The following is a 22,529-nucleotide window of genomic DNA, read 5'->3' as shown; positions in this document are numbered from 1 at the left end:
AAATCTCCTTTTTTTAACATGTTTGATTATAACATAACACCCAACAAGAAGAAAGCAGCACCTCTCATAAAGCGTGCTGCTCATTACTCGTTTTTTGACATGCCTCATCCGCATATTGTGCAAAGTATTGTTCAATCTTTTTTCTACCTAAACATTTCAATTGATACGTTTGGTTGTTTTTTAAGATAATATTAAGTACATCTAAATCTTTACGTGTACTTGTGATTTCCCAATGATAAATATCTTCCCAAAATAATAAGAAACATTCATCATTTCCATTGTTCAAATAAAAGACAGCGTGTGTATCATAGAAATCGATCAATAACATATCTTTTACAAAGAGTAGGTAGTAACAAAAAATGACGGATATAACAATGCCAACAATAAAGAAGCGTGTACATAGAAGCGCAATTCCAAAGCATAAAAATAAAAGAATAAAGCCGTATGGCTTCGCTTTGATCTGTGCAATCTTATGTCCACTGGTTGGTAAATTCCTGATTTTCAGTATCTTGCTTCTTACATTCACATAGGCACCTTCTTATCTAAAATTATTATATCTAAAAATAATTTATATTCAACAATATCACACAATTCCACTTATTTAGCCTATATATTTTGTTTATTTCCATGTATAATAAACAACATAAGAAAGGCAGTGATACCATGCTTGCATTATTAAAAACTATCAACGATATTGGAAAAGGTACATTCTTTAATTATGGTCTATTAGGCACCATAATCATAATGCTTATCTTTCTTTGTTCTACGTATATATTGATACGTATTTTATCTCGTATCATTAAGACAAAACAATTGGCAAATGAGAAATTTATTCTTCGTCTGGTAAAAATCGTACTTTATACGATTGCTATATATGCTTGTCTATCCTTATTAAAACCTTTTGAATCTGTACTCAGTAAGATATGGGGGAGTGCTGGTATTTTAGCTGTTGTATTTGGTTTAGCGGCTCAAGAAGCATTGGGTAATATGGTCAATGGATTACTAATTTCTACATTTAAGCCATTTCGTATCGGGGATTTGGTAAAAGTAAACAATGGAGAATATGAAGGATATGTCGCAGATATATCGTTGCGAGATACCGTCATTAAAACCTATGAGAATACGCGTATCATTATTCCTAACAGTGTCATGAACAAAGCTGTCTTGGAAAATGTGAGTCGCAGTGGGAATGCGAAAGGTAACTTTCTTATGTTGGAAATCGGTTATGAAAGTGATTTGGATAAAGCAATGTGTATCATACAAGAAGAAGTGATGCGACATCCAAATTATCAAGACGCAAGAACTCCAGAGGATATTGCGAACTGCATCCCTCCTGTCATTGTACGTGTCATTGACTTTAATGAATCTGGATTACAGTTACGTACGACGATTTATTCAAAGAATAACGCGGAAGGATTTGCCATGTTATCGGATTTGCGTATCTCCATAAAAAAACGTTTCGATCAAGAAGGCATTAGTTTTCCTTACCCACATCGAACCGTTGTCATGAAATAACAAGCAAAAAGGATTCCAAGGAATCCTTTTTCATTTACTTCGTTTTCGTTTTTGATTTGCGAACGCTTTTGTCATGGTTTCCACTACGACGAGAAGATTTCTCTTTCGCAGGAGCACTTCCACGACTCTTACCATCGTCTTTTGAACGACGACGTTCTCCACCACTGTTGCGATCTCCTCTAGAACGATCTCCTCTTGGACGATCCCCTCTTGGACGATCACCACGATCTCCGCCAGATGATCTACGTTTTGGAGCGCTATCGATTTCAACCATTACTTCTTGTCCACGAATATGGCTTCTTTGCATACCTGTTAAGACAGCATCCACCTTATTTGCTTCAATATCTACTAAGGTAAAGCTAGGACGTACATCAATACGACCGATTGCTTTGCTTGTTAGACTAGTTTCTTCTGCAATTGCTGCTACGATATTACCAGGTTTTACACCATGTGAGCGACCAATGCTGAATTTTAATGTAACTGCATCGAAGTCAGAAGCGTAACGTTTTGCATTTTCTTCTTCTTCAATATCAATAATCTCATTCTTGTATGCCATAGAAATTAAAGCAGATAAAATATTTTCTACTGCAATTCCTTCCGCAATCAATTCATTTGCAATTTCCATGCTTTCTTCTGTAATACCTTCATTACAAGCCAATTTTACAGACTCTATGTAGGCATTGCGGTTTGCTGCCATCAGTTGTGCTGATGTTGGAAGTGCATGACGAGCGATATTTGTTTTTGTATAACGGATGATATCACGGATTGCATTACGTTGTTTACCACCACTGATTAAAGTAACGGCAACACCTTTTTTACCTGCTCTACCCGTTCTTCCTACACGATGAATATAGTACTCATTGTCTTGAGGAATATCAAAGTTTACAACCAAATCAATATCATCTACATCGATTCCACGAGCCGCAACATCTGTTGCGATTAAGATTTGGAATTTTCCAGAACGGAATTGTTCCATTACTCTTGTACGGAATTCTTGTTTCATATCTCCATGAAGAGATAATGCTTTGATATCGTGATTGTTTAATTCCGTGCTTAATTCATCTACCATTCTCTTTGTATTACAGAAGATCATACAAAGTTCTGGATCATAATGATTTAAAAGAACGCGTAATGCATTGTTCTTCTTTCCACGTGGTGTTTCATAATACACCTGTTCTACAGTATCGATTGTACGCTGTGCAGATTTGATTTCCACCATAACAGGATCATTTTGAAACTGTTTTGTAATTCTTAAGATTGCCTCTGGCCATGTTGCAGAGAACAGAATGGTTTGATGTTGGTTACCTTCTGGCATAGAACTTAAGATTTCTTCGATATCTTCTTTAAATCCCATGTTTAACATTTCATCGGCTTCATCTAGGATTACCATTTTTGTATCCGCAAGTTTTAATGTCTTACGATTTAAATGATCCATGATTCTTCCTGGTGTACCTACAACAATCCCACATCCTCTTTTCAATAATTGGATTTGGCGATCAATTGGCTGTCCTCCATAAATAGGAACGATTTTAACGCCCTCTTTATATTTGGAAAACTTTCTTAATTCAGTTGCTACTTGTGTAACTAATTCTCTTGTTGGACAAATAATCAGAGCATTCGGGTTTTTATTACCCACGCAAACTTTTTCGATTGCCGGGATACCAAATGCCGCTGTCTTACCTGTTCCTGTATTGGAACGACCCAGAACATCTTTGCCATCCATAATACATGGAATGGACTGTGCCTGAATGTCGGTTGCATTTTCATATCCCATCTCCTCAACAGCCTTCATAATCTCGCTGCTGATGTTTAATTCATTAAATTTTGTCATTGCTACCTTCTTTCTATATATATGACAAGTAAAGCTTCATAAATAACTTAGTAAGTTTACCACACGTTCATATCTTCGTCAATTTATTTATTTTTATAAGTAGAAAATGAAAAATATATCAACACATAATAAATAAAGCCCCACAAGAGGACTTTATTTATTAGATCATAGGGATTCATGAGCGTCTATACAGATACAGGGATAGTGTTTATCTATATATTGCCATAGTTATCATAGAAAACTTTCTATACGAAACCTGTCGAAATATTGTTATTGTGCTTCTTTTTCATGGATAAAAGGCTGGATTGCTTTTTGAAAGTCTTCATAAAGAACGAATTGAATACCATCCTCTTCATACGCTACATAATATTTTCCTCGACTATCATAGATGACTTCATATGGACTTTCTTTCACCAACACACATGTTATATGCACTTTATATCTTGTTTTATTGTTGTTGACCAAATGATCTTCGTATACATAATGTGTATTTATATAGAGAGGGTAATCGATCCCATCTATATGTATTTCACCTTTTTCTATATCATCCAAGAAGAAATCCGTTTGTGTTAGTTCCACAAACTTATCCGCAAAGGTTACTTGTGCTTGTTTTAAAACTTCAGATTCTATTAAATTAAGTATTTTCATAAGGACACCTCGTTCCTATATTATAGCATGTAAACTTCTCTATGCATCACACAATTTAACATAAATAATACATTATACTACCGTATACATTTTGTATACTTTGTTCAGCAAGAGAATACTTGCTGGTATGAGAATTCTTAATGTAAGAATTCGTTCATACTTCTTCCCTTTCAATAATTTATAATTAGTTTTACAAAAAAGGCACTTCCCCCCAAGTGCTTTTTTTGTACCTCTTTGTATCACACAAAGTACATTACAGCATATAGAAAAACACATAATTTACCATGGTTTCTACAAACTTAAACGACAACATTATTATATACTGTAATCAGCAAGTAGCTAATACTTGCCAAGTATGAATATTCCCCCCAAAAATAAACTCATACTTTCTCCCTTTCAAAATAATAATAATACTTAGAAAAAGGCACTTTCCCCAAGAGTGCCTTTTTCATTGTACATATACACACTATAAGAGGATGAATGTCCTCTTATAGTGCTGCGTTTAATTCGCTAGCTAATTGTGGTTTTGGTGTAAAACCTTGTAGCTGTTTTACCGCTTTTCCATCTTTGAAAATAATCATAGTAGGAACAGACATAATACCAAATTGCATAGCCAATGCTTGATCTTGATCAACATCTACTTTCACAATTTCTACTTTTCCAGCAAATTCACTAGATAAATCTTCAAGTACAGGTGCTAACATCTTACAAGGTCCGCACCAAGTCGCAAAAAAATCTACTAAAACAACACCATGTTGAATTGTTTCTTCGAAGTTCTCTTTATTTATAATTTTCATATAAGCTACCTCCATTTACGTTAACAGTATATCACAATGTATGCTACGTATACATGAATATGCTCATAAATCAAAATGTCTTTGTAAAGTTTTCGCAACGCCTTCTTCTTCGTTGCTTTCGCACACTTCTTTTGCAATTTCTTTAAGACCGGCAAATGCATTTTTCATAGCGACACCCATCCCTACAAAAGCAATCATTTCCATATCGTTTTCCCCATCTCCAAAAGCCATCATTTCTTCTACTTTAATACCAAGACGCTCTCCAACGATTTTTAAGCCATGGGCTTTGCTTACACCCAAAGGCATGACTTCAATCCAACGTGGGGTGGTTAACCCAACCCAATATCGGCCTTTTAAGTCTTTCCTTGCCTGTTCCATAACGTTCGCTATCACATCTTCATGATAAGTTACACTTATTTTGTTCGCGCACTCTTGAATTTCTTCTGGTGTTTGAATATGAAAATGTCTTGGATACCCTTGACGATTATCATACAACAATTCAAATGGCCCAGGTGTCCAAGGAAAGTCATCTGGAAGATTATGAACCTTACGATACTCCGCTTTTTCTTGATAAATAGCTTCGCTCATATAATCGTACATACCATCATCCAAATGTGATAATATTTCTACATTCCACTTCATAAAATAATGGAAGAGTTCATGTATTTGAGGTACTTCCATTTGAGATAATCGTTCACGTTTTCCCTGTTGAACATCATAAATGGCACTCCCGTTGATTTCCACAAGGTAGCCGCCATACCTATCCATTTCTAATTCCAATGCATGTTTCATAAGTCGACTATAACTTCTTCCACTTGCTAGCACCAAACGTATCCCTTTACGCTGTAATGCCATTAAGACTTCTTTTGTCTTTGGCAGGATTTCATTATTTTGCGTTAATAATGTTCCATCCATGTCCATTGCTATTAGTTTTATCATTCTATCACCTGAGCGAATTATATCATTTCCACTCACAAAAGAAAAGATGACGCTGTGATATAGTCGTGCTATAATTTTGTCATATGAGGTGATGAAATGAGCAATGAAAAGACAAATGCCATGCGCATTTTAGACAAAGCAAAACTTTCCTATGAGGTATTATCTTAACCACATGGAAAGGATGCAGTCGATGGTATGCAGGTGGCATCCATCCTTCAACAGGATCCTAGTACTGTATTTAAGACCTTGGTAACACTATCAAACACAAAGGAATATCTTGTATTTGTAGTGCCTGTTGCATATGAATTAGATTTAAAGAAGGGCGCAAAAGTCGCTGGTGTAAAACACATTGAAATGATACATGTGAAAGATATCCAAAAGATAACTGGTTATATACGTGGAGGTTGTTCTCCTATTGGTATGAAAAAAGCATATCGTACCTTTTTTCATGAAAGTTGCCTATCGTATTCCCACATTATGTTTAGTGCAGGTAAGATTGGATTACAATTGAAAATGCATCCACAGGATGTCATCACCCTTATCGATGCACATACCAGTGATATTATCCGTTCGCTATAAGCAAAAGAAAAGCATTTGAAGAAATCACTCAAATGCTTTTTTAGTTCTCATATGTAAGATATTTATCGAGTGCTTTTACAATTCCTTGATTCTCATTGGTATCTGTTACATCAAAGGCAACACGTTTTAAGCTTTCCATGGCATTTCCCATTGCGATTCCATACTTTACAGTACGTATCATTTCCATATCATTTTCCGCATCTCCAAAAGCCATCATTTCATCCGTTGTAATGCCTAGCTCTTTTCCAATCCTTAACAAAGCACTTGCTTTGCTAACACCCTTTGGCATAACTTCGATCCAAGCAGGTCCTACTTCTAATATATCGTATTCTGCTAAATCTTTACGTATTTGAGACAAATGCTTCTTAAAAAAGGATGCTGTTTGAATCAATACAAACTTATTGATATCTTGTGTAATCTTATATTCTGTATCATGAATGGATAAGAAACGACGTTTTCCTTGATTGAATCCATAATCCATAGGATGTCCTACTAATAAAGAACGTACTTTCTTTAACATCTTCAAACGTGTACTTATGAAATCATAATGATCATATCCACAACAGCTGATACATTCAAAATTATATTTCTTTGCTAGACGATTGATTTTATACGCATCTTGTTCACCAAAGACTTTATCCACAAAGTATTCTTTCTTATGAAAATCATAAATGATTTGTCCATTTACACCTGCTACATAGTTATTCCCAATATGCTCTAACTGTAAAGGTTTGTACACAAACTCAATACCACCCTTATCGCGTCCCGTAGCTATTACAATGACAATTCCACGTTGAGAAGCTTCAATCAAACGCTTCTTTGTTTCTTCATCTATTATTTTCTCTTTTGTTAATAATGTTCCATCTAAATCCAGCGCTATTAATTTTATACTCATATCCCATCCTCTTTCCACTTCATAATTATAACGGATATAGAAAAAAAGTAAACCAAAATGGTCTACTTCCTTATCTTATAATTTTGCTGCTGCAGCTTCATCCACAATTACTACAACATCTTTATGGTTCTGTAAAACGGATGCTGGACATGCTTCATCAACAGCTCCATTTACCATTGCCGCAACTGCGTCTGCTTTGTTAGCGCCACTTGCCACTAATAAAATTTTGTTTGCTTTCATGATTGTCGCAATACCCATTGTAATCGCATGAGTAGGCACTTTGTTCATATCATCTTCAAAGAAACGTGCATTGTCTTGACGTGTTTTCTCTGTTAATTCTACGATGTGAGTTTCTTCGCTGAATGGAGTTCCTGGTTCGTTAAAACCAATGTGACCATTCCCACCGATTCCTAATACTTGTACATCTACGCTTACATTTTCCATTGCTTTTTCGTATGCTTCACAATCTTCTTTTGTACTTCCAAATGGTACATGAATTTTATCTTCTGGAAGATTGATTCCATGGAATAAATTTTCATGCATGAATGTCCAATATGACTGTTCATGATTACGATCGATTCCTACATATTCATCAAGATTGAAAGACTGACAAGCCGCATAGCTTGTTCCATTTTCTTTATGATCTTTGATCATGTTTTCATAAAGCCCAATAGGACTAGATCCTGTAGCCAACCCAAGAACTGCATCTTTCTTATTTGTAACAACTTCTTTCATTACATTGAATGCTTCTTTGCTTACTTCTTCGTAATTTTTTACTTTGATTACTTTCATTTCAAGTCTCCTCCTGCTATTACACGTACTTATTATACCTCTAATTCATAGGCATGTGAAGTCTTTTAAAGCTAGTTATTAGTAATTTTACAATTCTTAATGAATCATAATCGTGTGATATTCTTTGTGTTTTTTAAAGCTAGAAAACTTCAATTGTATATGCAGTTGTAAATGTTTTATTAGGAGATAATATCATGGTACCTTCACGATGATAGAAATCTACATCCACTTTACTAAAATCTCCATGTCCATACCAAGGTTCAATACAAATAAATGGTGCCCCTTGTTTTGCGGTCCATATCGCGATGTATGGATATCCACTCAAGGATACATGCACACCATGTCCTTGTTTCCCTTCTAAAGTCATATAAGAACTCTTTGGGTGTTTATAGACAAGGGTCGCATACTTTTCAATTAAATCATAGTCACAAGGAATCTCTTGTAGTTGTATTTTTTCTAATGTATACGGAGTTTCTTTTTTCGGATCAAAGATCAATTGTTCAAAATCTTCAGGGCTTGAAAACTTTAACGTATAATCCTCAAAGTTTTCATCGCTGGTAAGAGGACAATTAAATCCTGGATGTAATCCAAAGGTAAATGGCATCTCTTGATCCCCTGTATTTGTAATGCGATACGTAATCGTTAAACGATTATCCTGTAAACGATAACTGATCTCATAATGAAATGGGAATGGATATTTTGCAAGCGTATCTTCATCACTACACAATTCCATAATGACTTCTTCGCCATCATCCTTAACACATGTTAAATCCAATCCACGAATCAATCCGTGATTATTCATCGCATATTCTTTTCCATCGATTTCATATGTTTTTGAGAATGTATTACCAATGATAGGAAATAAACTAGGATTCTTACCAGACCAGTTTGCTTCATCTCCTTGCCACATATATTGTATCCCTGTTTGTTTATCTGTAAAACTTTGAATTTCTCCACCTTTGTTCACAAAGGTAACTTCATAACGATCATTCTGTAATTTCATTTCATTGTCCTCCTTGAATTTCAGAATAAATGCAATTCTTCACAAATCTTATAAACGCCATCTTCATCAATATGTCCACAAACAATATCAGCAGCTTCTTTTGCCTTAGGATTTCCATTTCCCATCGCAATTCCAAGTCCCGCTTCTTGTAACATAATCACGTCATTTGCACCATCACCAAAACATGCCACTTCTTCCATATCAATTCCCCAATGCTCACACAACTTTTTAACTCCAATACTCTTATCAATTCCATACGCTGTAATTTCAAATGTTCCACTGCTATGTTTTACAATGGCACAACGATCCAATTGTTGGCGTAGTTTCTTTTCTTGTTCATCATTTTCGATATACGCTAACATATTGAAAACATCTTCCCCTTCATATGTTTTGACTTTTGGTATATTTAAGTATAAACGAAAGAACTCATCTTCAATGCGCCATGTGCTTTTACGATCAAAATAATCTCCATTCATGGTCGAATAACGCATTGTAAATCCTTCTTCTTCAGAGAGCTTTACAAGTTTTTCTACTTGTAAGGGATGTATGGGGTGTTGATCAATGCAGGTATCTTTCGCAAGCACAAGTGCTCCCCCATCAAATATCTTCGCATCAAAGTCAAAAGAGCGAAAAAAGGATGGAAGATTATCAAGTTCACAACGACAACGACTTGTCGCGACTGCGATTTTATATCCTTTTTCTTTCAACTTCGTTAGTGCTTGTTTTGTACTTTCTGGTAAATCATGATTTTGATGAGAATACATTGTAGAATCTACATCAAAAAAAATTGCCTTTATTTGTTTCATAGCGAACCCTCATTTCAAGTTCTATTATATCTTAAATCAAAGGGGTACACAAACAAAAAAGATGTCTTGGGGAAACATCTTCTTTGTATATTATCATTTATGAAAGGGAGAAAGTATGAAAAATTTTTGAGGGAGTATTTCATACATGCAAGTTGTTCTTTACTTGCACCTTTAGTATACGAAAATAATTCATTTTAAATATGTCGAAATTATGTTAGATTATGTGGATATGAGTTTATAAAAGAGCTGATTTCTCAGCTCTTCATCGTTCTTAAAATGCTTGTTTTCCTCTGATATAAGTCATCTCTACAGAATAATCATCATTCAAGACAACGATATCTGCATCATGTCCTGCAACAATCTTTCCCTTACGATCATCTACACCTAATAATCTTGCTGGATTTAAGGTACAAGAATTGATTGCATAATCCCATGGAATCATTGCTTTTTCTACCAATACTTGAAGACCCTGGTTCACTTTTAGCGTTGAACCTGCTAAGTTCTTTGTAGATGTAAGATGTGCACTTCCATCCGCATATAACTCAATTTCATTTCCACCGAATAATACTTTTGTCCCTACTGGTAATCCTTTTACCATTAAGGCATCTGTAATCATGATGGTATAGTCTCTTCCCTTCGCCATAAACAAATCATTTAATGCCGCAAGTTCTGAGTGATTTCCATCACAGATGACTTCTCCATACGTATCGCGAAAGCGCATTGCTGCTCCTACCAAACCTGGTTTACGGTGATGGAATGCAGTCATACCATTAAAGATATGTGTCATAGATTTTGCGCCATTCGCAATCCCCATGCTTGCTTCTTCATACGTAGCTGCAGAATGTCCCATACTAACTACTACACCATTGGCTGCACAATATTTTGTTAACGCAAAATCATCATCTTGTTCAGTTGCCATTGTAATAATTTTAATCAATCCATCCGCAGCATCTTGATAACGTTTGAATTGTTCGACACTTGGTTTTGCGATAAATTGTTCTGGTTGTGCTCCTTTGTATACCATATCAAGATATGGTCCTTCAAAGTGAATACCCAATATTTCTGCACCTTCATATCCATCTTTTACTACTTTTGCAACATTCTTCACAGCGTTTGTAAGAACTTCTTCACTTTGTGTAATAGTTGTTGGAAGAATACCCGTAACACCTTCTTCTGTAATATTTTTCATCCAGTTACGAAGCCCTTCTTCTGTTGCATCGTTTGTATCATATCCATAAGCACCATGTGTGTGAATATCAATGAACCCTGGTACTATTCTTCTGTTTCCATAATCTTTATCTGCTGGTTTTGTACCATACGCTAAGACGTTTTTAATCTTTCCGTCTTCGATTTCAACTTGTGCTTCTAAAAATTGTCCTAAAACCCAAACTCTCTTACTTTGTATAATCATCTAGAGTTCCTCCTTGTTTATTACTTTTATTATACTCCCCATACTCCTTTTTTTAAACGCAAATGCAAGTTTATTTTTAAATAAGATACGCTTTTCGTTAAAAAATGCAAAAGATGACAAATCAACACTATTATTTATCATAAAATTCACAGTACATTCTTGTTTTTAAATCCTTTCTTCAAGGCTCGTGAATTCCTTATCAAATAAGTGGACAAGTGAGGGTTATCATATTAAAATAATAGAAGAGGTGAGTTCATATGAGAAAAGCAATACAAATAAAAGAAAATATGTACTGGGTTGGTGTTCATGATTTTAACTGTCGTCATTTTCATGGAGATTTATTCCCTATATCAGAAGGTACTAGTTACAATGCCTATCTAATCGTGGATGAAGAAATAACCCTAATTGATACAGTAGAAGAAGAATTTTTTGATGTGATGATGGAACGTGTTCGCTCAGTTATTCAAGATAAGCCAATTGACAATGTGATTGTACAACATGCGGAACCAGATCACTCTGGTGGGTTTATGAAGCTAATGGAAGTTTACCCAAAGGCAAAGCCTTACGCAAGCAATGCTGGCGTTGGTATCATGTTAAAACAATACTTCAAAGATTATAACTATCACAAGGTAAAAAGTGGAGATACTTTGTGCACTGGAAAGAATACGTTAACCTTTGTGGAAATGCCTATGATTCATTGGCCTGACAATATGTTAACCTATGTAAAGGAACAAAAGATTGCATTCTCTAACGATGCCTTTGGACAACATATCGCAAGCTTTGATATCTTCGATGATGCACATGGTGTATCAAAATGTATTGATAAAGCAAAAGATTATTATGCGAACATCGTTATGCCATATGGTACACAAGTCGCAGGTAAATTAAAACAGATACAAGATATGGGAATTGAAATTGATATGATTGCCCCAGCACATGGAATCATTTGGAGAACTTACGTAAAAGAACTCATGGAAGCTTATCAAGAATTTGCGACATTTCAATCCGTAGATAAAGCAGTGATTGTTTATGAGAGTGTTTGGAAACATACACAAATGATGGCCGAGGCTTTAGCAGAAGGATTGGGAAGAAATGGTGTATGCGTAAAAGTATTCAAATGCTCACAGACTTCTCCAGCCGTTATCATGAAAGAATTACTAGACGCAAAAGTAATCTTAGTAGGAAGTGGAAACTACAACAATACCATGGCTTCTAGTATTGCAGGATTCATGGAACGTTTGATTAGCTGTAAAGTAAAAGGTAAAAAAGCGCTAGGATTTGGTTCCTATGGTTGGTTTAACGGGATTACCAAACAAATCAATGAACGCATTGAAAAAGCTGGTATTCCATTACTTAACGATAAGATTCTTGCGCAAAACTATACACCGAGTGAAGAAGATTTGGATGCTCTTGTTGAAGCAGGAAAAGAAATCGCAGAAGAAATCAAGAAGATGTAAAGCTACGAAAAAAAATCGTAGCTTTTTTTTCGTCCAATAATTGACCACCTAGTTTATTTGTGTTAAAATAGACCACGCAGTCAACTATTGGAGGTATATGATGAAACAAGCAGAAAAAAGCAAAGCAACATACGATAAAATATTGCACGCCGCAATTCTAGAGTTTGGAAGTAAAAGTTATGAAGGCGCTTCTTTAAATAATGTATGTAACGAATACAATATATCAAAAGGACTCATCTATCATAACTTTAAAAATAAAGATGATCTTTACTTACAATGTACAAGCGCATGTTTTCAAAAACTAAGTGATTATTTATCTCGAATAGACACCAATATAAAAGATGTGAATACGTATCTAAAGAACTACTTAAACTTACGTGTTCAGTTCTTTCATGAAAACCCTGCATATGGTCAATTCTTTTTCCACGCTATCTTACAACCACCAAAGCATTTGATCAATCAAATCAAAGATATACGAAAAGACTTCGATGCCTTCAATGTAATTCAATTCTCAAACATCTTACAACATGTCACTCTTCGTCAAGGGATCACACAAGAAGACTCCCTTATGTATTTCACCTACTTTCAAGATATGTTCCACAACGATTGGGGCAATAAAATATACGAAGGGGTTGATTTTGATACCCTCATGAAAGAACACGAAACAAAACTAGGAAAAATGATCGATATGTTATTATATGGAATCGTAAAGGAGAACACTACACATGAATCTACTCATCATTAGATTATTACTTTCTATCCTACTTGCCTTCTTTGTAGGAAAGCTTGTCTCAAAAATTAAACTCCCTGCTATTTTAGGATGGTTACTCACAGGAATGATGGTTGGTCCTCACGCTCTTTCCATCATCAACACCGATTTATTACAAACCTCATGGTATGAAACTCTTATTCATATATTAGAATGCAGTGTCGGACTATTAATTGGTACAGAATTGGTTTGGAAAAGAATTCGAGTTATGGGGAAACAAATCATCATCACAACCCTTACACAATCCCTTGGTACTTTCTTCTTTGTAAGTCTAGTCTTTGCTATCGTATTCTACTTCACAAACATCCCGCTTTATTTAGCACTTATCTTTGGAGGTATTGCTTTAGCCACAGCACCAGCTCCTGCTTTATCCGTTGTTAGAGAATTTAAAACGGATGGACCTGTTACGAAGACACTCATTCCTATGGCCGCATTAGATGATATGGTTGGCGTGATTGTGTTCTTTACTGTGATTTCCGTTGTGGCAACACGCGTATCAGATCAAAACATTCCTATCTATATGATTGTCTTAACTGTTCTACTTCCTATCCTCATTGGGATACTTCCAGGATTTATTGCAGGTCGTTTACTAAAGGAAGATAACAACAACACTACTTCTCTTACGTACTTAATCTTGACCTTACTCTTATGTGCTGGAATTGGGTTTGTATGTAATGAATATTTGATGCCCAAACCTGTATTAAACTTCATGTTGATGGGAATGTCATTTTCTACAACATTTGCTAACATGATTTCAGGCGAAAGATTAGATCAAATTATGGAAGCGTTCAATCCATTCTTGGGCTTCTCAATGATCATTGTTATTTTAAACTTAGGTGCTCCTTTGGATTATCACTTGATTTTTGGGGCAGGCTTATTTACCGCGATTTATATCCTATCAAGAGGTATAGGTAAATACGTTGGTGCTTACTTTGGCGCAAGTATTACCAACTCCCCTACCACCGTCAAGAAATATCTAGGATTTACTCTATTACCTCATTCTGGTGTATCTCTCGTCTTTACTGGTATTGCGGTATCAGTACTTAGTGTACCTGCATTTGAAAGCGCACAGATCGTGCAAGGGACGATTGCGGCAGCTGCCGTTATCAACGAAGTGATTGCGGTCATCATGGCAAAAAAAGGATTTGAATGGGCAGGAGAATTTCATGCCAAAGAAACAGAGTCATATGCAACAAACTTATGCGAATCAACATCAAGTTGATTCGTTTTTTTCTACTATTTATGTATTTTTCTTTTCATCATAAATAAAAGAGATACACTTCCAATGTATAAACTATGGAGTATATCTCTTTCTTTGTTTTATTTTTTATTGAAATATTTGTCGATAAGTTTTTGCATATCGCCATTATCTTTCATTTCTTGAATTGCTTTGTTGAATTCTTCTTTTAAAGATGATCCTTGTTTGAATGCCATTGCATTTCCTTCTAGAGCAGCAAGTCCTTCGATTTTGAAATATTTGAATTCAGCATCTTTTGCGGAGAATTCTTGAGCAACTGCTTTTTCTACAATAGCAGCGTCGTTATTTCCTTTGTTGATTTCTGCGATGATAGATGCATAGTCTTTTTTCGCATCTACTTTTGAACCAACATTATCTTGGAAATATGTTGCGGCTTCAAATTGAACAGTACCACTTTGACATCCAATTGTTTTACCAGCTAAATCATCTTGTGTCTTAATTCCACTTGCTTCTTTGTATAACAAGTAGTTTTGTGAATCTTCTCCTGAATAGTATACATCAGAGAAGTCTACTGATTTTTTTCTTTCTTTTGATGGAGTGATACCAGCGATGGCAATATCCGCTTTCCCTGTTTTGATAGATGGAATGATAGCATCAAAGTCAACGTCTTTGATTTCGATTTCATATCCAGCAATTTCAGCAGCTTGGTTCATCACATCAATATCAAAACCATATAAGTTTCCTTCTTTATCCAATTCTTCATATGGAGGGTAACCTGAATTTGTTAATACCACCAATTTGTCTTTTCCAGCTTCTTTTTCAGTGTCACTAGATCCACATCCTGTAACTAATAAACCTGCAATTAAAGCAATTCCTAATAATTTTTTCATCTTTCTTTCCTCCTGTTTTTATTAAATCATGTTTGATAAGAATTCTTTTGCTCTTCTCGTCTTTGGATTTTCAAAGAATTCTTCTGCTTTACTACATTCTTCAATGTTTCCCTTATCCATGTATATTACATAGTCTGCCACATGTTTTGCGAAATTCATTTCATGGGTAACTACGATCATGGTCATTCCTGTATGATTCAAATCTTGTAGAACCTTTAATACTTCACTTGTCATCTCTGGATCTAAGGCACTTGTTGGTTCATCAAACAATAGTACTTCAGGTTCCATGGCAAGCGCTCTAGCGATGGCACAGCGTTGTTTCTCTCCTCCACTTAACTGATGTGGATATGCATCTATACGATGTCCTAAACCTACTTTTTCAAGTAAGGCAACGCCTTTTTTATCTGCTTCTTCTTTGTTTAAGCCTTTTACTTTCTTTAACGCATACGTTACGTTATCTAATGCTTTCATATGTTCAAATAGATTGAAGTTTTGAAATACCATCCCAACCTTTTCACGTACTTGCGCAAGATTTGTGGAAGGATCATTAATTTTAATATCATTGAAATATACACCACCACTGGTTGGCTCTTCTAATAAATTTAAACAACGAATTAATGTGGATTTACCTCCACCACTACTTCCTATAATCGCATAGGTTTTAGAATCTTCAAAAGTGAAATTGACATCAAAGAGTACTTTTACAGTTTCACTATATTCTTTATATAGATTTTCAACTCTAATCATATTTCAACTTCCTTTCTATAAGTTTTCCCATAAAGCTTAGTACCTTATTCATTAAGTAGTAAGCGATGAATACCACCAACATTGGTTCAAACATAGAGTAGAACTTACTGTTTACTGCATTGTTGAAGTACATCATATCGTGTAAACCAATGACACTTACAATTGCAGTTTCCTTGGTAAGCGTGATAAATTCATTCACGACTGCAGGAAGTACATTACGGAAAGCAAGTGGTAAGATGATATCTTTTGCGATATCTGTTTTACTAACACCCAATGCTTTCGCTGCCTCTATCTGCCCTTTGTCGATGTTCTCTACACCAGCACGGATAATTTCTGATAAGTATGCTCCTGAGTTTAGAGAGAAAATAACAAACGCACTTACAAATGCGGAAATATTTAGTCCCGGAAATAAACTTGGTAATCCAAAATAGAAGAACGCAAGTTGAACATAGACTGGAGTTCCTCGAAATATATCGATATAACCAGCAACGATCTTTTCAAACAGGAATCCCTTTTTTCGTAAAAATACAGTCGCAAGACCAATGCTTGTCCCTAACAATGCCGCAATCAACGATAATGCTAGAATCAAAGGCATTCCACTGATGATTAATTGCCAGTAATCTTTGATAATTTCAAAATTAAAGCTCATATGATTCCCTCCTTTATACTAAGTATATAAAACAAAACGCCCTTGTATTAACTACAAGGACGTAAATTTACGCGGTACCACCTTATTTCTGATAACATTGTTATCAGCTCTCAACCCATGTAACGTATGGTATACGAAATTGTCTCAGGTTATCCTTTGCCAATTTAACTCCCAGACACGTTCACTACTTCCATCCTATTGCCTTTTCACCATTTGGCAACTCTCTATAAGGGCATCCATAGTTACTTCTTCTGTTCACTGTTTATGTACATTATTATACACACATGTAAGCAAATTGCAACCTATTTTTTTATTTTCATAAATTTTCAGTCTTGTAGGCAGTCAAAATATGGAGGTGATGTTCTAATACAAGAACTTCACAACGATAGTGTAACTTATGAAATATGTTCTTTAGTTTATCAATATGGGCGAAATATTCATCTTCTACCTCGATTTTTTCTTGTGGTGAACAAGTTTCCTTAAATACTTTTTCATCCTGTGCATCTTGAAACATAAAGTCACAGATGATAATCCTTCCATTGTTACATAAAACACGATCCATCTCTTGCACAGCTCTCACTTTTTCTTGGTCATTATTATGGTGAAATGCATAAGAAGAAACAACTGTAGAAAAGCTATTCTCTTTGAATGGAATGTTTCCATAGGTTCCTGTTCGTACAGGAATGTTTGGAAATTTTCGTTTTGTAATCATAAGCATTTTAATGGATTGATCAATGCCTGTAATTGGTTGTCTCTTAGCAATTCTTTGCGCAAGATTACCTGTACCAATACCTATCTCTAATACATGTCCATTCTCTTCACAAACAACTTGTGCACATGTATCCAATACCTCTTCGTAATGCTCATAAAACTTTAATCCATCACCAACTGGTTTATGTACATCTTCATCATAATGTTCTGCCCATGTATCGAAATCCCATTCATCTTCCCAGGAGTGTAGGGTTTGAAGTTGATCTGCGGTATTTTGTAATAGGGTTGTAATGACTTCTTGTTGATGTTCCTCGACTAACATTTCATCTAAACATTGATTGATTCCTTCACGTATTACACTAAGTTCTTTGATTTGCTGATTTAATGCGGCTTGTTGATGAAAAAAGAGTTCCACTGGATTTTTACTTTCTTCACCATATAGCATTTCTTTTATTTGAGCGATCGAAAAATCCATTTTACGATACAAACGTATAATCATAAGAATATGATAGTCTTGGATATCATAATTACGATAACTATTATCATCGCGTTTTGGAGATAAAAGTCCTTTCTTTTCATAGAAGCGAAGTACGTTTTCTTCCATACCCGCCATACTTGCTAATTCTTTTATTTTCATATAAACCACCTCCATATGTAGTATAAACCCTCGTCTTAGATGAAGGTCAATATAAAAAAAGATAAGTTTTGTATTAAACCTCTCATCTTTTGTTTATTGAAACTTGAAATCTTCTATAAATCTTTTAATATTTCTTTTCACTTGTTGATTATAAACCTTTATCTCATATCCATACAATTCTGCTAAATCAATAACTGACATCACTTGCCCTCCCACAAACATCGTGATTTAAATCTTTAAATTCCATATCTTTTGGAATAATTTCATCCATCTAATTACCTCCCTTCATTATACATAAGAGAATATCGGATAAAAATATTCCAAAATCACAAAATGTAATCTCAAAATAAAGCAAATCATCCCAAAATATTCCTTTATATTATCTCATCTCCCCATCAAAATATTCGATAAACTTTCGCATAGTCATAGAACAAGAATATTCTCCACTATAAGACACCAGACACTATAAGAACTCTTCTTTAAAATTCTTAAAATTACTGATATGCATTTACAAATGTATGTTTTATTATCTTTAGATTCAAATATTCATTTTGAATTTTTATTTGCTGTAAATCTTTGCTTTCTCAATAATGAAATGATATACTGATAATAAATATAGGGATTATCATTATGGGTTATGCATTATATACTATATATGTATTTGTAGGTATATAGTATATACGCAAAAAAAGGGAGGGAAGGAAAATTAAAATCTATAATTTTAATATAATGCCTTCAGGGCTTATATTCATTAAGCCTCATAAACCATATGATTACTTTAAGGAGGATATTGCTTTTATCTTTTCTATGCTTATCATATGTATCAATTCCATTTTCTAAATTGTATGCATCCACTAATTTAACATCTGAATATTTAAAAAATGTTAAAGAACAAATCCTTTTATTAGATGAAAATATTGATCCAAATGAATTAATATTTGATACTTATCTGCCACTTTATGATATAAATAACGATGAAAACTATACCTTAATACAGACCGGAAATCATGGCTATATAATTTCAAACGTCAATAATGGAGCTATTTCAGAATTTTCTCTTGCTAACAATAGTAATCCTTATGAAAAGTTTATGGATAAAATGTTGTATTATTATGGCCCTTTAAATTACATATATAAAGACGGAAATACTATGATAGACATTAACTCTAAAGAGCCTGTTACAAACTCTAAACTAAGAAGTGATGATAATTTGATAGAATTACAAGATAAAAATCGTAAGTTTTTAAATGAGGTTCCTCCTATTTCTGGAAAAACACGTGCTACAGCATCTTGGAGAGGGATTTCGGAAACAAGATTTTCAAGATATAACGGTACAAGTTGGAGAAACACTTCAAATGTATGTGGCCCTATCGCAGCATCAATAATGCTAGCATACTATGATGATTATATTGGGTATGATTTAATCCCTGATAGTATACGTAAAGTAAACAGTACCTCTCCTGGTTCTCTAATTACTAAAATGATTAGTGAAACTCCATTTTCGACCAATACTATACCAAATTTTGTTTCCACTGGAATAAGCGGTTTTATTAGTAAATATAGCCCTAACAAATATGTAAAGCCTACATTTACTCTTACAAACCCATTCTCCACCGTTGCTAATGAATGTTCTACTCTACGACCAATTTGTGTTGGTTTGTTAAACTCTAACGGCTCATCATATGGAAATCATTGGGTAACTGTGTACCAGTATTATGAAACAGGTATTTATACAGGATATTATAAATGCATAGATAATTGGGGTTTCTATAATAAACAAATTAGCAGTTCTTGGGCGATGGGAGCTGTGAAGGTTGGATATTAAAAAATCATTTATTTTATGAAAAAGCTAAAAAAAATTGAAAGTTACAAGGAGAGCAAATATGCAATTTTGTCATCAAGCAATGAAAACAAGGGCATTGATTTGTATCATCTCTATCTTATGCGTTTGTACAGCGTGTGGAAAACCCAGTGAAGTAAAGGCAAAAATGGGGAAGCAAACAGAGTGTCCTTCTAGTTTAAAAGGCAATGTACGCTATTTTAAAATGGAAGAGTTTTCTGACGCTTCCTGTCACATCATAAATGAAGACTATAAGCAAACAGGAGTACTGTTAGATAATAAGTTTGCTATTACGAATAATGTCTCAGATATATTTGTTAATAACAAAACAGCATCAGCTATTGCTACTCAACATTCATCGATTTCTTATGGAAGTCATACAATAGAAATCAAGTACTACCTATATGATGATTTACTGATTGATACTTCCAAAGAAATCATTGAAAAGCAAATATCTGGGCTTTCTGCTACCTACTATTTAAAAATGGGACATGATTATATCAATGGAACTGTTAGTCTTTATGACCTTGATTCTCGATATGAAAATTTCTCAGATATTCCAGAAGAAAATTTGAATAGCATTCATTTGGAAATAAAAAAAGCTCTTGATGCATATACAAATTTAAATACTACAAAATACTAAAACAAACTTTGAAATTTAAAAAGATATCTCCTATAGTTCATTCGTAATAAGTACAAATGAGTAGAGATATCTTTTTTTCTTTATTTTAGGAAACCTTCAACGATTACTTTTTCTGCTTCTTCACTATTTAAACCAAATGTTTGCAGTTTCAACAACTGGTCGTTATTAATTTTTCCAATGGCAGCCTCATGAATGATTTCTGCGTCCACATGATTTGCGGCAATTTCTGGAATACTGCTGATTTTTGCATGATCCATAATGATAGAATCACATTGTATGTGTGCACGTGATTTGTTGTTTCCAACGGCAATTGGATGAAAGGTTTGTATAGATTCATCTTTTCCAACAGAGCGTGAAACAATTTGAACCACACTATCTTCTCCATTTAAATGAACGGATACATCAGAGATTGCCTCTTGTTTCCCATGAGTCATAAGTTTTTCATTGATAACAAGTTTTGCATTTGTCCCGATGTATGCTTCTGTATTTCGTTTTGTAGAATCAACACCTTTGATTTGACTCATATCCATTTGTGCGAAAGAGCCTTCTTCCATATGAATGATGGTTTGTGGATTTAAAATACGTTCTCCACTTCCAGTTCCTTCACCATAATGCTTTTCTACATATTTGATTTTTGCGTTCTTCCCAATGTGGAATACATGAATCCCATCATGTTGAGAAGGATGACATCCATCGTTATGAATCCCACAACCAGCAATAATTTCTACATCTGCATTTTCTCCAATATAAAAATCATTGTACACAAGGTCGTTGATTCCTGAATCTGTTAAGATAACAGGAATATGTACATTTTCACCAATGGTATTTGGCGCAATGATGATATCGATTCCTGGTTTGTCTGTTTTTGCTTGAATTTTAATATTTTCTGTAGAATGTCGTTCTACTCCTTGTCCATTTTTGCGAAGGTTAAATGCACTTCCTGGCATAAATCCTTTAATATCCGCAATTGTATGTAGAAGTTCTTTTTCCATTTTTTCCATAAATTCACCTATTTCTTATATTCACAAGTATCAAACTCGCTCATTAACTGAGGTAGAATTTCATCCCTGTTTCCTTTTGATTTAATATGACCGCCTTCAATGATTACAATTTCATCCGCAAGTTGCATAATACGTTCTTGATGGGATATCAAAACAATGGATTGTTTTGAATCTTTTTGTAACTTTTGAAAGGTTTCTACAAGTTTGGCAAAGCTCCATAAATCAATACCAGCTTCTGGTTCATCGAAAATAGATAACTTTACTTCTCTAGCAAGTATGGTTGCGATTTCAATACGTTTTACCTCTCCACCAGATAAGCTAACGTCTACATCACGATCTAGATAATCTTTTGAACATAGCCCTACATCGCTTAAGAAGCTACAGCAACGTTCTTCATCTAAATCTTTGCCATGAGCTAAGGATAATAGTTTTCGTACGCTCATACCTTTGAAACGAGGTGGTTGTTGAAAGGCAAATGCAATCTTTCGTTTTGCTCGTTCATCAATGCTTAGTTCAGTAATATCTTCTCCATCAAAGAAAATCTTACCTTCACTTGGCTTTTCAATTCCCATGATGATTTTTGCTAGGGTAGATTTCCCTCCACCATTAGGTCCTGTTATGACTGTAAATTCATTGTCTTCAATTGTTAAATTGATATTTTCTAATATCTTTTTTCCCTCTACTTCAAAGGATATATTTTCTAATGTTAGCATACTAAAACTCCTTTTTCTATCAACGTCTGTTATTTTACCATAAATCGTGAAGAAAGCA

The 22,529-nt window shown here is 34.5% G+C and carries 24 protein-coding genes and 1 other annotated feature; of the genes, 7 read left to right on the top strand and 17 right to left on the bottom strand.

Going from position 1 to position 22,529, the window contains the following annotated elements; genetic code table 11:
* Positions 1-64: 64 nt before the first annotated feature.
* Complete coding sequence (locus ACWG0P_RS06400) at positions 65-526, bottom strand: hypothetical protein (RefSeq protein WP_455801012.1); 462 nt, start codon at positions 524-526, stop codon at positions 65-67.
* A gap of 137 nt (positions 527-663) precedes the next feature.
* Between ACWG0P_RS06400 and ACWG0P_RS06395 the strand changes: the two genes are divergently transcribed.
* Positions 664-1,515: a mechanosensitive ion channel family protein gene (locus ACWG0P_RS06395; RefSeq protein WP_455793277.1), complete on the top strand. Its 852-nt coding sequence runs from the start codon at positions 664-666 to the stop codon at positions 1,513-1,515.
* A 34-nt stretch (positions 1,516-1,549) separates the two neighbouring features.
* Here ACWG0P_RS06395 and ACWG0P_RS06390 read toward each other — a convergent pair whose 3' ends face one another.
* The 4 genes from ACWG0P_RS06390 to ACWG0P_RS06375 form a co-directional block, all read right to left on the bottom strand.
* The gene (locus ACWG0P_RS06390) at positions 1,550-3,346 is read right to left on the bottom strand and encodes a DEAD/DEAH box helicase (protein ID WP_455801011.1); all 1,797 of its coding nucleotides are present in this window, start codon (positions 3,344-3,346) and stop codon (positions 1,550-1,552) included.
* A 270-nt stretch (positions 3,347-3,616) separates the two neighbouring features.
* Entirely contained in the window at positions 3,617-3,994 is a 378-nt protein-coding gene (locus ACWG0P_RS06385) for a hypothetical protein (protein WP_455793279.1), read from the bottom strand.
* A gap of 488 nt (positions 3,995-4,482) precedes the next feature.
* A complete protein-coding gene (trxA, locus tag ACWG0P_RS06380) occupies positions 4,483-4,791 on the bottom strand; it encodes a thioredoxin (protein WP_455801010.1) in 309 nt (102 codons plus the stop codon).
* Positions 4,792-4,854: 63 nt separating this feature from the next.
* On the bottom strand, positions 4,855-5,730 hold the full coding sequence (locus ACWG0P_RS06375; RefSeq protein ID WP_455801009.1) for a Cof-type HAD-IIB family hydrolase: 876 nt from the start codon (positions 5,728-5,730) through the stop codon (positions 4,855-4,857).
* Between the two features lie 195 nt (positions 5,731-5,925).
* Between ACWG0P_RS06375 and ACWG0P_RS06370 the strand changes: the two genes are divergently transcribed.
* Complete coding sequence (locus tag ACWG0P_RS06370) at positions 5,926-6,309, top strand: aminoacyl-tRNA deacylase (protein WP_455801008.1); 384 nt, start codon at positions 5,926-5,928, stop codon at positions 6,307-6,309.
* A 40-nt stretch (positions 6,310-6,349) separates the two neighbouring features.
* Here ACWG0P_RS06370 and ACWG0P_RS06365 read toward each other — a convergent pair whose 3' ends face one another.
* From ACWG0P_RS06365 to nagA, 5 genes are all read right to left on the bottom strand, one after another.
* Positions 6,350-7,204 carry a Cof-type HAD-IIB family hydrolase gene (locus ACWG0P_RS06365; protein ID WP_455793283.1) on the bottom strand — a complete coding sequence of 285 codons (855 nt, stop codon included), beginning with the start codon at positions 7,202-7,204 and terminating at the stop codon, positions 6,350-6,352.
* 75 nt (positions 7,205-7,279) lie between these two features.
* Positions 7,280-7,996 carry a glucosamine-6-phosphate deaminase gene (gene nagB / locus ACWG0P_RS06360; RefSeq protein WP_455792175.1) on the bottom strand — a complete coding sequence of 239 codons (717 nt, stop codon included), beginning with the start codon at positions 7,994-7,996 and terminating at the stop codon, positions 7,280-7,282.
* 139 nt (positions 7,997-8,135) lie between these two features.
* Positions 8,136-8,999, bottom strand: a complete 864-nt coding sequence (locus tag ACWG0P_RS06355) for an aldose 1-epimerase family protein (protein WP_455801007.1) — start codon at positions 8,997-8,999, stop codon at positions 8,136-8,138.
* 20 nt (positions 9,000-9,019) lie between these two features.
* A complete protein-coding gene (locus ACWG0P_RS06350; RefSeq protein ID WP_455792172.1) occupies positions 9,020-9,805 on the bottom strand; it encodes an HAD family hydrolase in 786 nt (261 codons plus the stop codon).
* A 271-nt stretch (positions 9,806-10,076) separates the two neighbouring features.
* Positions 10,077-11,216 (bottom strand): N-acetylglucosamine-6-phosphate deacetylase, encoded by a 1,140-nt coding sequence (gene nagA, locus ACWG0P_RS06345; RefSeq protein WP_455792170.1) that lies wholly within the window; start codon positions 11,214-11,216, stop codon positions 10,077-10,079.
* A gap of 257 nt (positions 11,217-11,473) precedes the next feature.
* Here nagA and ACWG0P_RS06340 point away from each other — a divergent pair, with 257 nt between their 5' ends.
* The 3 genes from ACWG0P_RS06340 (at position 11,474) to ACWG0P_RS06330 (ending at position 14,664) form a co-directional block, all read left to right on the top strand.
* Complete coding sequence (locus ACWG0P_RS06340) at positions 11,474-12,673, top strand: FprA family A-type flavoprotein (RefSeq protein WP_455801006.1); 1,200 nt, start codon at positions 11,474-11,476, stop codon at positions 12,671-12,673.
* A gap of 100 nt (positions 12,674-12,773) precedes the next feature.
* On the top strand, positions 12,774-13,418 hold the full coding sequence (locus ACWG0P_RS06335) for a TetR/AcrR family transcriptional regulator (RefSeq protein ID WP_455792167.1): 645 nt from the start codon (positions 12,774-12,776) through the stop codon (positions 13,416-13,418).
* A complete protein-coding gene (locus ACWG0P_RS06330; RefSeq protein ID WP_455801005.1) occupies positions 13,399-14,664 on the top strand; it encodes a cation:proton antiporter in 1,266 nt (421 codons plus the stop codon). The genes ACWG0P_RS06335 and ACWG0P_RS06330 overlap by 20 nt, the downstream gene beginning before the upstream one ends.
* Before the next feature lie 98 nt (positions 14,665-14,762).
* Here ACWG0P_RS06330 and ACWG0P_RS06325 read toward each other — a convergent pair whose 3' ends face one another.
* The 5 genes from ACWG0P_RS06325 to ACWG0P_RS06305 all read right to left on the bottom strand — a co-directional run bounded on the left by ACWG0P_RS06325 (position 14,763) and on the right by ACWG0P_RS06305 (position 18,496).
* The gene (locus ACWG0P_RS06325) at positions 14,763-15,530 is read right to left on the bottom strand and encodes a transporter substrate-binding domain-containing protein (RefSeq protein WP_455801004.1); all 768 of its coding nucleotides are present in this window, start codon (positions 15,528-15,530) and stop codon (positions 14,763-14,765) included.
* 21 nt (positions 15,531-15,551) lie between these two features.
* Positions 15,552-16,277: an amino acid ABC transporter ATP-binding protein gene (locus ACWG0P_RS06320; RefSeq protein WP_455801003.1), complete on the bottom strand. Its 726-nt coding sequence runs from the start codon at positions 16,275-16,277 to the stop codon at positions 15,552-15,554.
* Positions 16,270-16,926: an amino acid ABC transporter permease gene (locus ACWG0P_RS06315; RefSeq protein WP_455801002.1), complete on the bottom strand. Its 657-nt coding sequence runs from the start codon at positions 16,924-16,926 to the stop codon at positions 16,270-16,272. Before ACWG0P_RS06315 ends, ACWG0P_RS06320 begins: the two co-directional genes overlap by 8 nt.
* Positions 16,927-16,978: 52 nt before the next feature.
* Positions 16,979-17,194 (bottom strand) — a binding site (T-box leader).
* A 48-nt stretch (positions 17,195-17,242) separates the two neighbouring features.
* Positions 17,243-18,274 (bottom strand): MerR family transcriptional regulator, encoded by a 1,032-nt coding sequence (locus ACWG0P_RS06310; protein WP_455801001.1) that lies wholly within the window; start codon positions 18,272-18,274, stop codon positions 17,243-17,245.
* Positions 18,275-18,367: 93 nt separating this feature from the next.
* The gene (locus ACWG0P_RS06305; RefSeq protein WP_455801000.1) at positions 18,368-18,496 is read right to left on the bottom strand and encodes an ORF6N domain-containing protein; all 129 of its coding nucleotides are present in this window, start codon (positions 18,494-18,496) and stop codon (positions 18,368-18,370) included.
* Between the two features lie 547 nt (positions 18,497-19,043).
* On the opposite strand from ACWG0P_RS06305, the gene ACWG0P_RS06300 reads away from it, so the two are divergent.
* Positions 19,044-20,099 carry a cysteine peptidase gene (locus ACWG0P_RS06300; protein WP_455800999.1) on the top strand — a complete coding sequence of 352 codons (1,056 nt, stop codon included), beginning with the start codon at positions 19,044-19,046 and terminating at the stop codon, positions 20,097-20,099.
* Between the two features lie 58 nt (positions 20,100-20,157).
* Positions 20,158-20,757 (top strand): hypothetical protein, encoded by a 600-nt coding sequence (locus tag ACWG0P_RS06295; RefSeq protein ID WP_455800998.1) that lies wholly within the window; start codon positions 20,158-20,160, stop codon positions 20,755-20,757.
* An 80-nt stretch (positions 20,758-20,837) separates the two neighbouring features.
* On the opposite strand, the gene ACWG0P_RS06290 is transcribed toward ACWG0P_RS06295, so the two are convergent.
* Positions 20,838-21,758 carry a SufB/SufD family protein gene (locus ACWG0P_RS06290; RefSeq protein ID WP_455792142.1) on the bottom strand — a complete coding sequence of 307 codons (921 nt, stop codon included), beginning with the start codon at positions 21,756-21,758 and terminating at the stop codon, positions 20,838-20,840.
* A gap of 8 nt (positions 21,759-21,766) precedes the next feature.
* Positions 21,767-22,471: an ATP-binding cassette domain-containing protein gene (locus ACWG0P_RS06285; RefSeq protein ID WP_455792140.1), complete on the bottom strand. Its 705-nt coding sequence runs from the start codon at positions 22,469-22,471 to the stop codon at positions 21,767-21,769.
* Positions 22,472-22,529: the final 58 nt, after the last annotated feature.

This window comes from Amedibacillus sp. YH-ame6 (assembly GCF_053848845.1).
This window is presented reverse-complemented; position numbering and strand designations above follow the sequence as displayed.

What these genes read in the sequence shown, in the direction of transcription:
- ACWG0P_RS06395 (WP_455793277.1), top strand. Translation starts at nt 664, where the DNA reads ATGCTTGCATTATTAAAAACTATCAACGATATTGGAAAAGGTACATTC.
- ACWG0P_RS06390 (WP_455801011.1), bottom strand. Translation starts at nt 3,346, where the DNA reads ATGACAAAATTTAATGAATTAAACATCAGCAGCGAGATTATGAAGGCT.
- ACWG0P_RS06385 (WP_455793279.1), bottom strand. Translation starts at nt 3,994, where the DNA reads ATGAAAATACTTAATTTAATAGAATCTGAAGTTTTAAAACAAGCACAA.
- trxA (WP_455801010.1), bottom strand. Translation starts at nt 4,791, where the DNA reads ATGAAAATTATAAATAAAGAGAACTTCGAAGAAACAATTCAACATGGT.
- ACWG0P_RS06375 (WP_455801009.1), bottom strand. Translation starts at nt 5,730, where the DNA reads ATGATAAAACTAATAGCAATGGACATGGATGGAACATTATTAACGCAA.
- ACWG0P_RS06370 (WP_455801008.1), top strand. Translation starts at nt 5,926, where the DNA reads ATGCAGGTGGCATCCATCCTTCAACAGGATCCTAGTACTGTATTTAAG.
- ACWG0P_RS06365 (WP_455793283.1), bottom strand. Translation starts at nt 7,204, where the DNA reads ATGAGTATAAAATTAATAGCGCTGGATTTAGATGGAACATTATTAACA.
- nagB (WP_455792175.1), bottom strand. Translation starts at nt 7,996, where the DNA reads ATGAAAGTAATCAAAGTAAAAAATTACGAAGAAGTAAGCAAAGAAGCA.
- ACWG0P_RS06355 (WP_455801007.1), bottom strand. Translation starts at nt 8,999, where the DNA reads ATGAAATTACAGAATGATCGTTATGAAGTTACCTTTGTGAACAAAGGT.
- ACWG0P_RS06350 (WP_455792172.1), bottom strand. Translation starts at nt 9,805, where the DNA reads ATGAAACAAATAAAGGCAATTTTTTTTGATGTAGATTCTACAATGTAT.
- nagA (WP_455792170.1), bottom strand. Translation starts at nt 11,216, where the DNA reads ATGATTATACAAAGTAAGAGAGTTTGGGTTTTAGGACAATTTTTAGAA.
- ACWG0P_RS06340 (WP_455801006.1), top strand. Translation starts at nt 11,474, where the DNA reads ATGAGAAAAGCAATACAAATAAAAGAAAATATGTACTGGGTTGGTGTT.
- ACWG0P_RS06335 (WP_455792167.1), top strand. Translation starts at nt 12,774, where the DNA reads ATGAAACAAGCAGAAAAAAGCAAAGCAACATACGATAAAATATTGCAC.
- ACWG0P_RS06330 (WP_455801005.1), top strand. Translation starts at nt 13,399, where the DNA reads ATGAATCTACTCATCATTAGATTATTACTTTCTATCCTACTTGCCTTC.
- ACWG0P_RS06325 (WP_455801004.1), bottom strand. Translation starts at nt 15,530, where the DNA reads ATGAAAAAATTATTAGGAATTGCTTTAATTGCAGGTTTATTAGTTACA.
- ACWG0P_RS06320 (WP_455801003.1), bottom strand. Translation starts at nt 16,277, where the DNA reads ATGATTAGAGTTGAAAATCTATATAAAGAATATAGTGAAACTGTAAAA.
- ACWG0P_RS06315 (WP_455801002.1), bottom strand. Translation starts at nt 16,926, where the DNA reads ATGAGCTTTAATTTTGAAATTATCAAAGATTACTGGCAATTAATCATC.
- ACWG0P_RS06310 (WP_455801001.1), bottom strand. Translation starts at nt 18,274, where the DNA reads ATGAAAATAAAAGAATTAGCAAGTATGGCGGGTATGGAAGAAAACGTA.
- ACWG0P_RS06305 (WP_455801000.1), bottom strand. Translation starts at nt 18,496, where the DNA reads ATGTTTGTGGGAGGGCAAGTGATGTCAGTTATTGATTTAGCAGAATTG.
- ACWG0P_RS06300 (WP_455800999.1), top strand. Translation starts at nt 19,044, where the DNA reads ATGATTACTTTAAGGAGGATATTGCTTTTATCTTTTCTATGCTTATCA.
- ACWG0P_RS06295 (WP_455800998.1), top strand. Translation starts at nt 20,158, where the DNA reads ATGCAATTTTGTCATCAAGCAATGAAAACAAGGGCATTGATTTGTATC.
- ACWG0P_RS06290 (WP_455792142.1), bottom strand. Translation starts at nt 21,758, where the DNA reads ATGGAAAAAATGGAAAAAGAACTTCTACATACAATTGCGGATATTAAA.
- ACWG0P_RS06285 (WP_455792140.1), bottom strand. Translation starts at nt 22,471, where the DNA reads ATGCTAACATTAGAAAATATATCCTTTGAAGTAGAGGGAAAAAAGATA.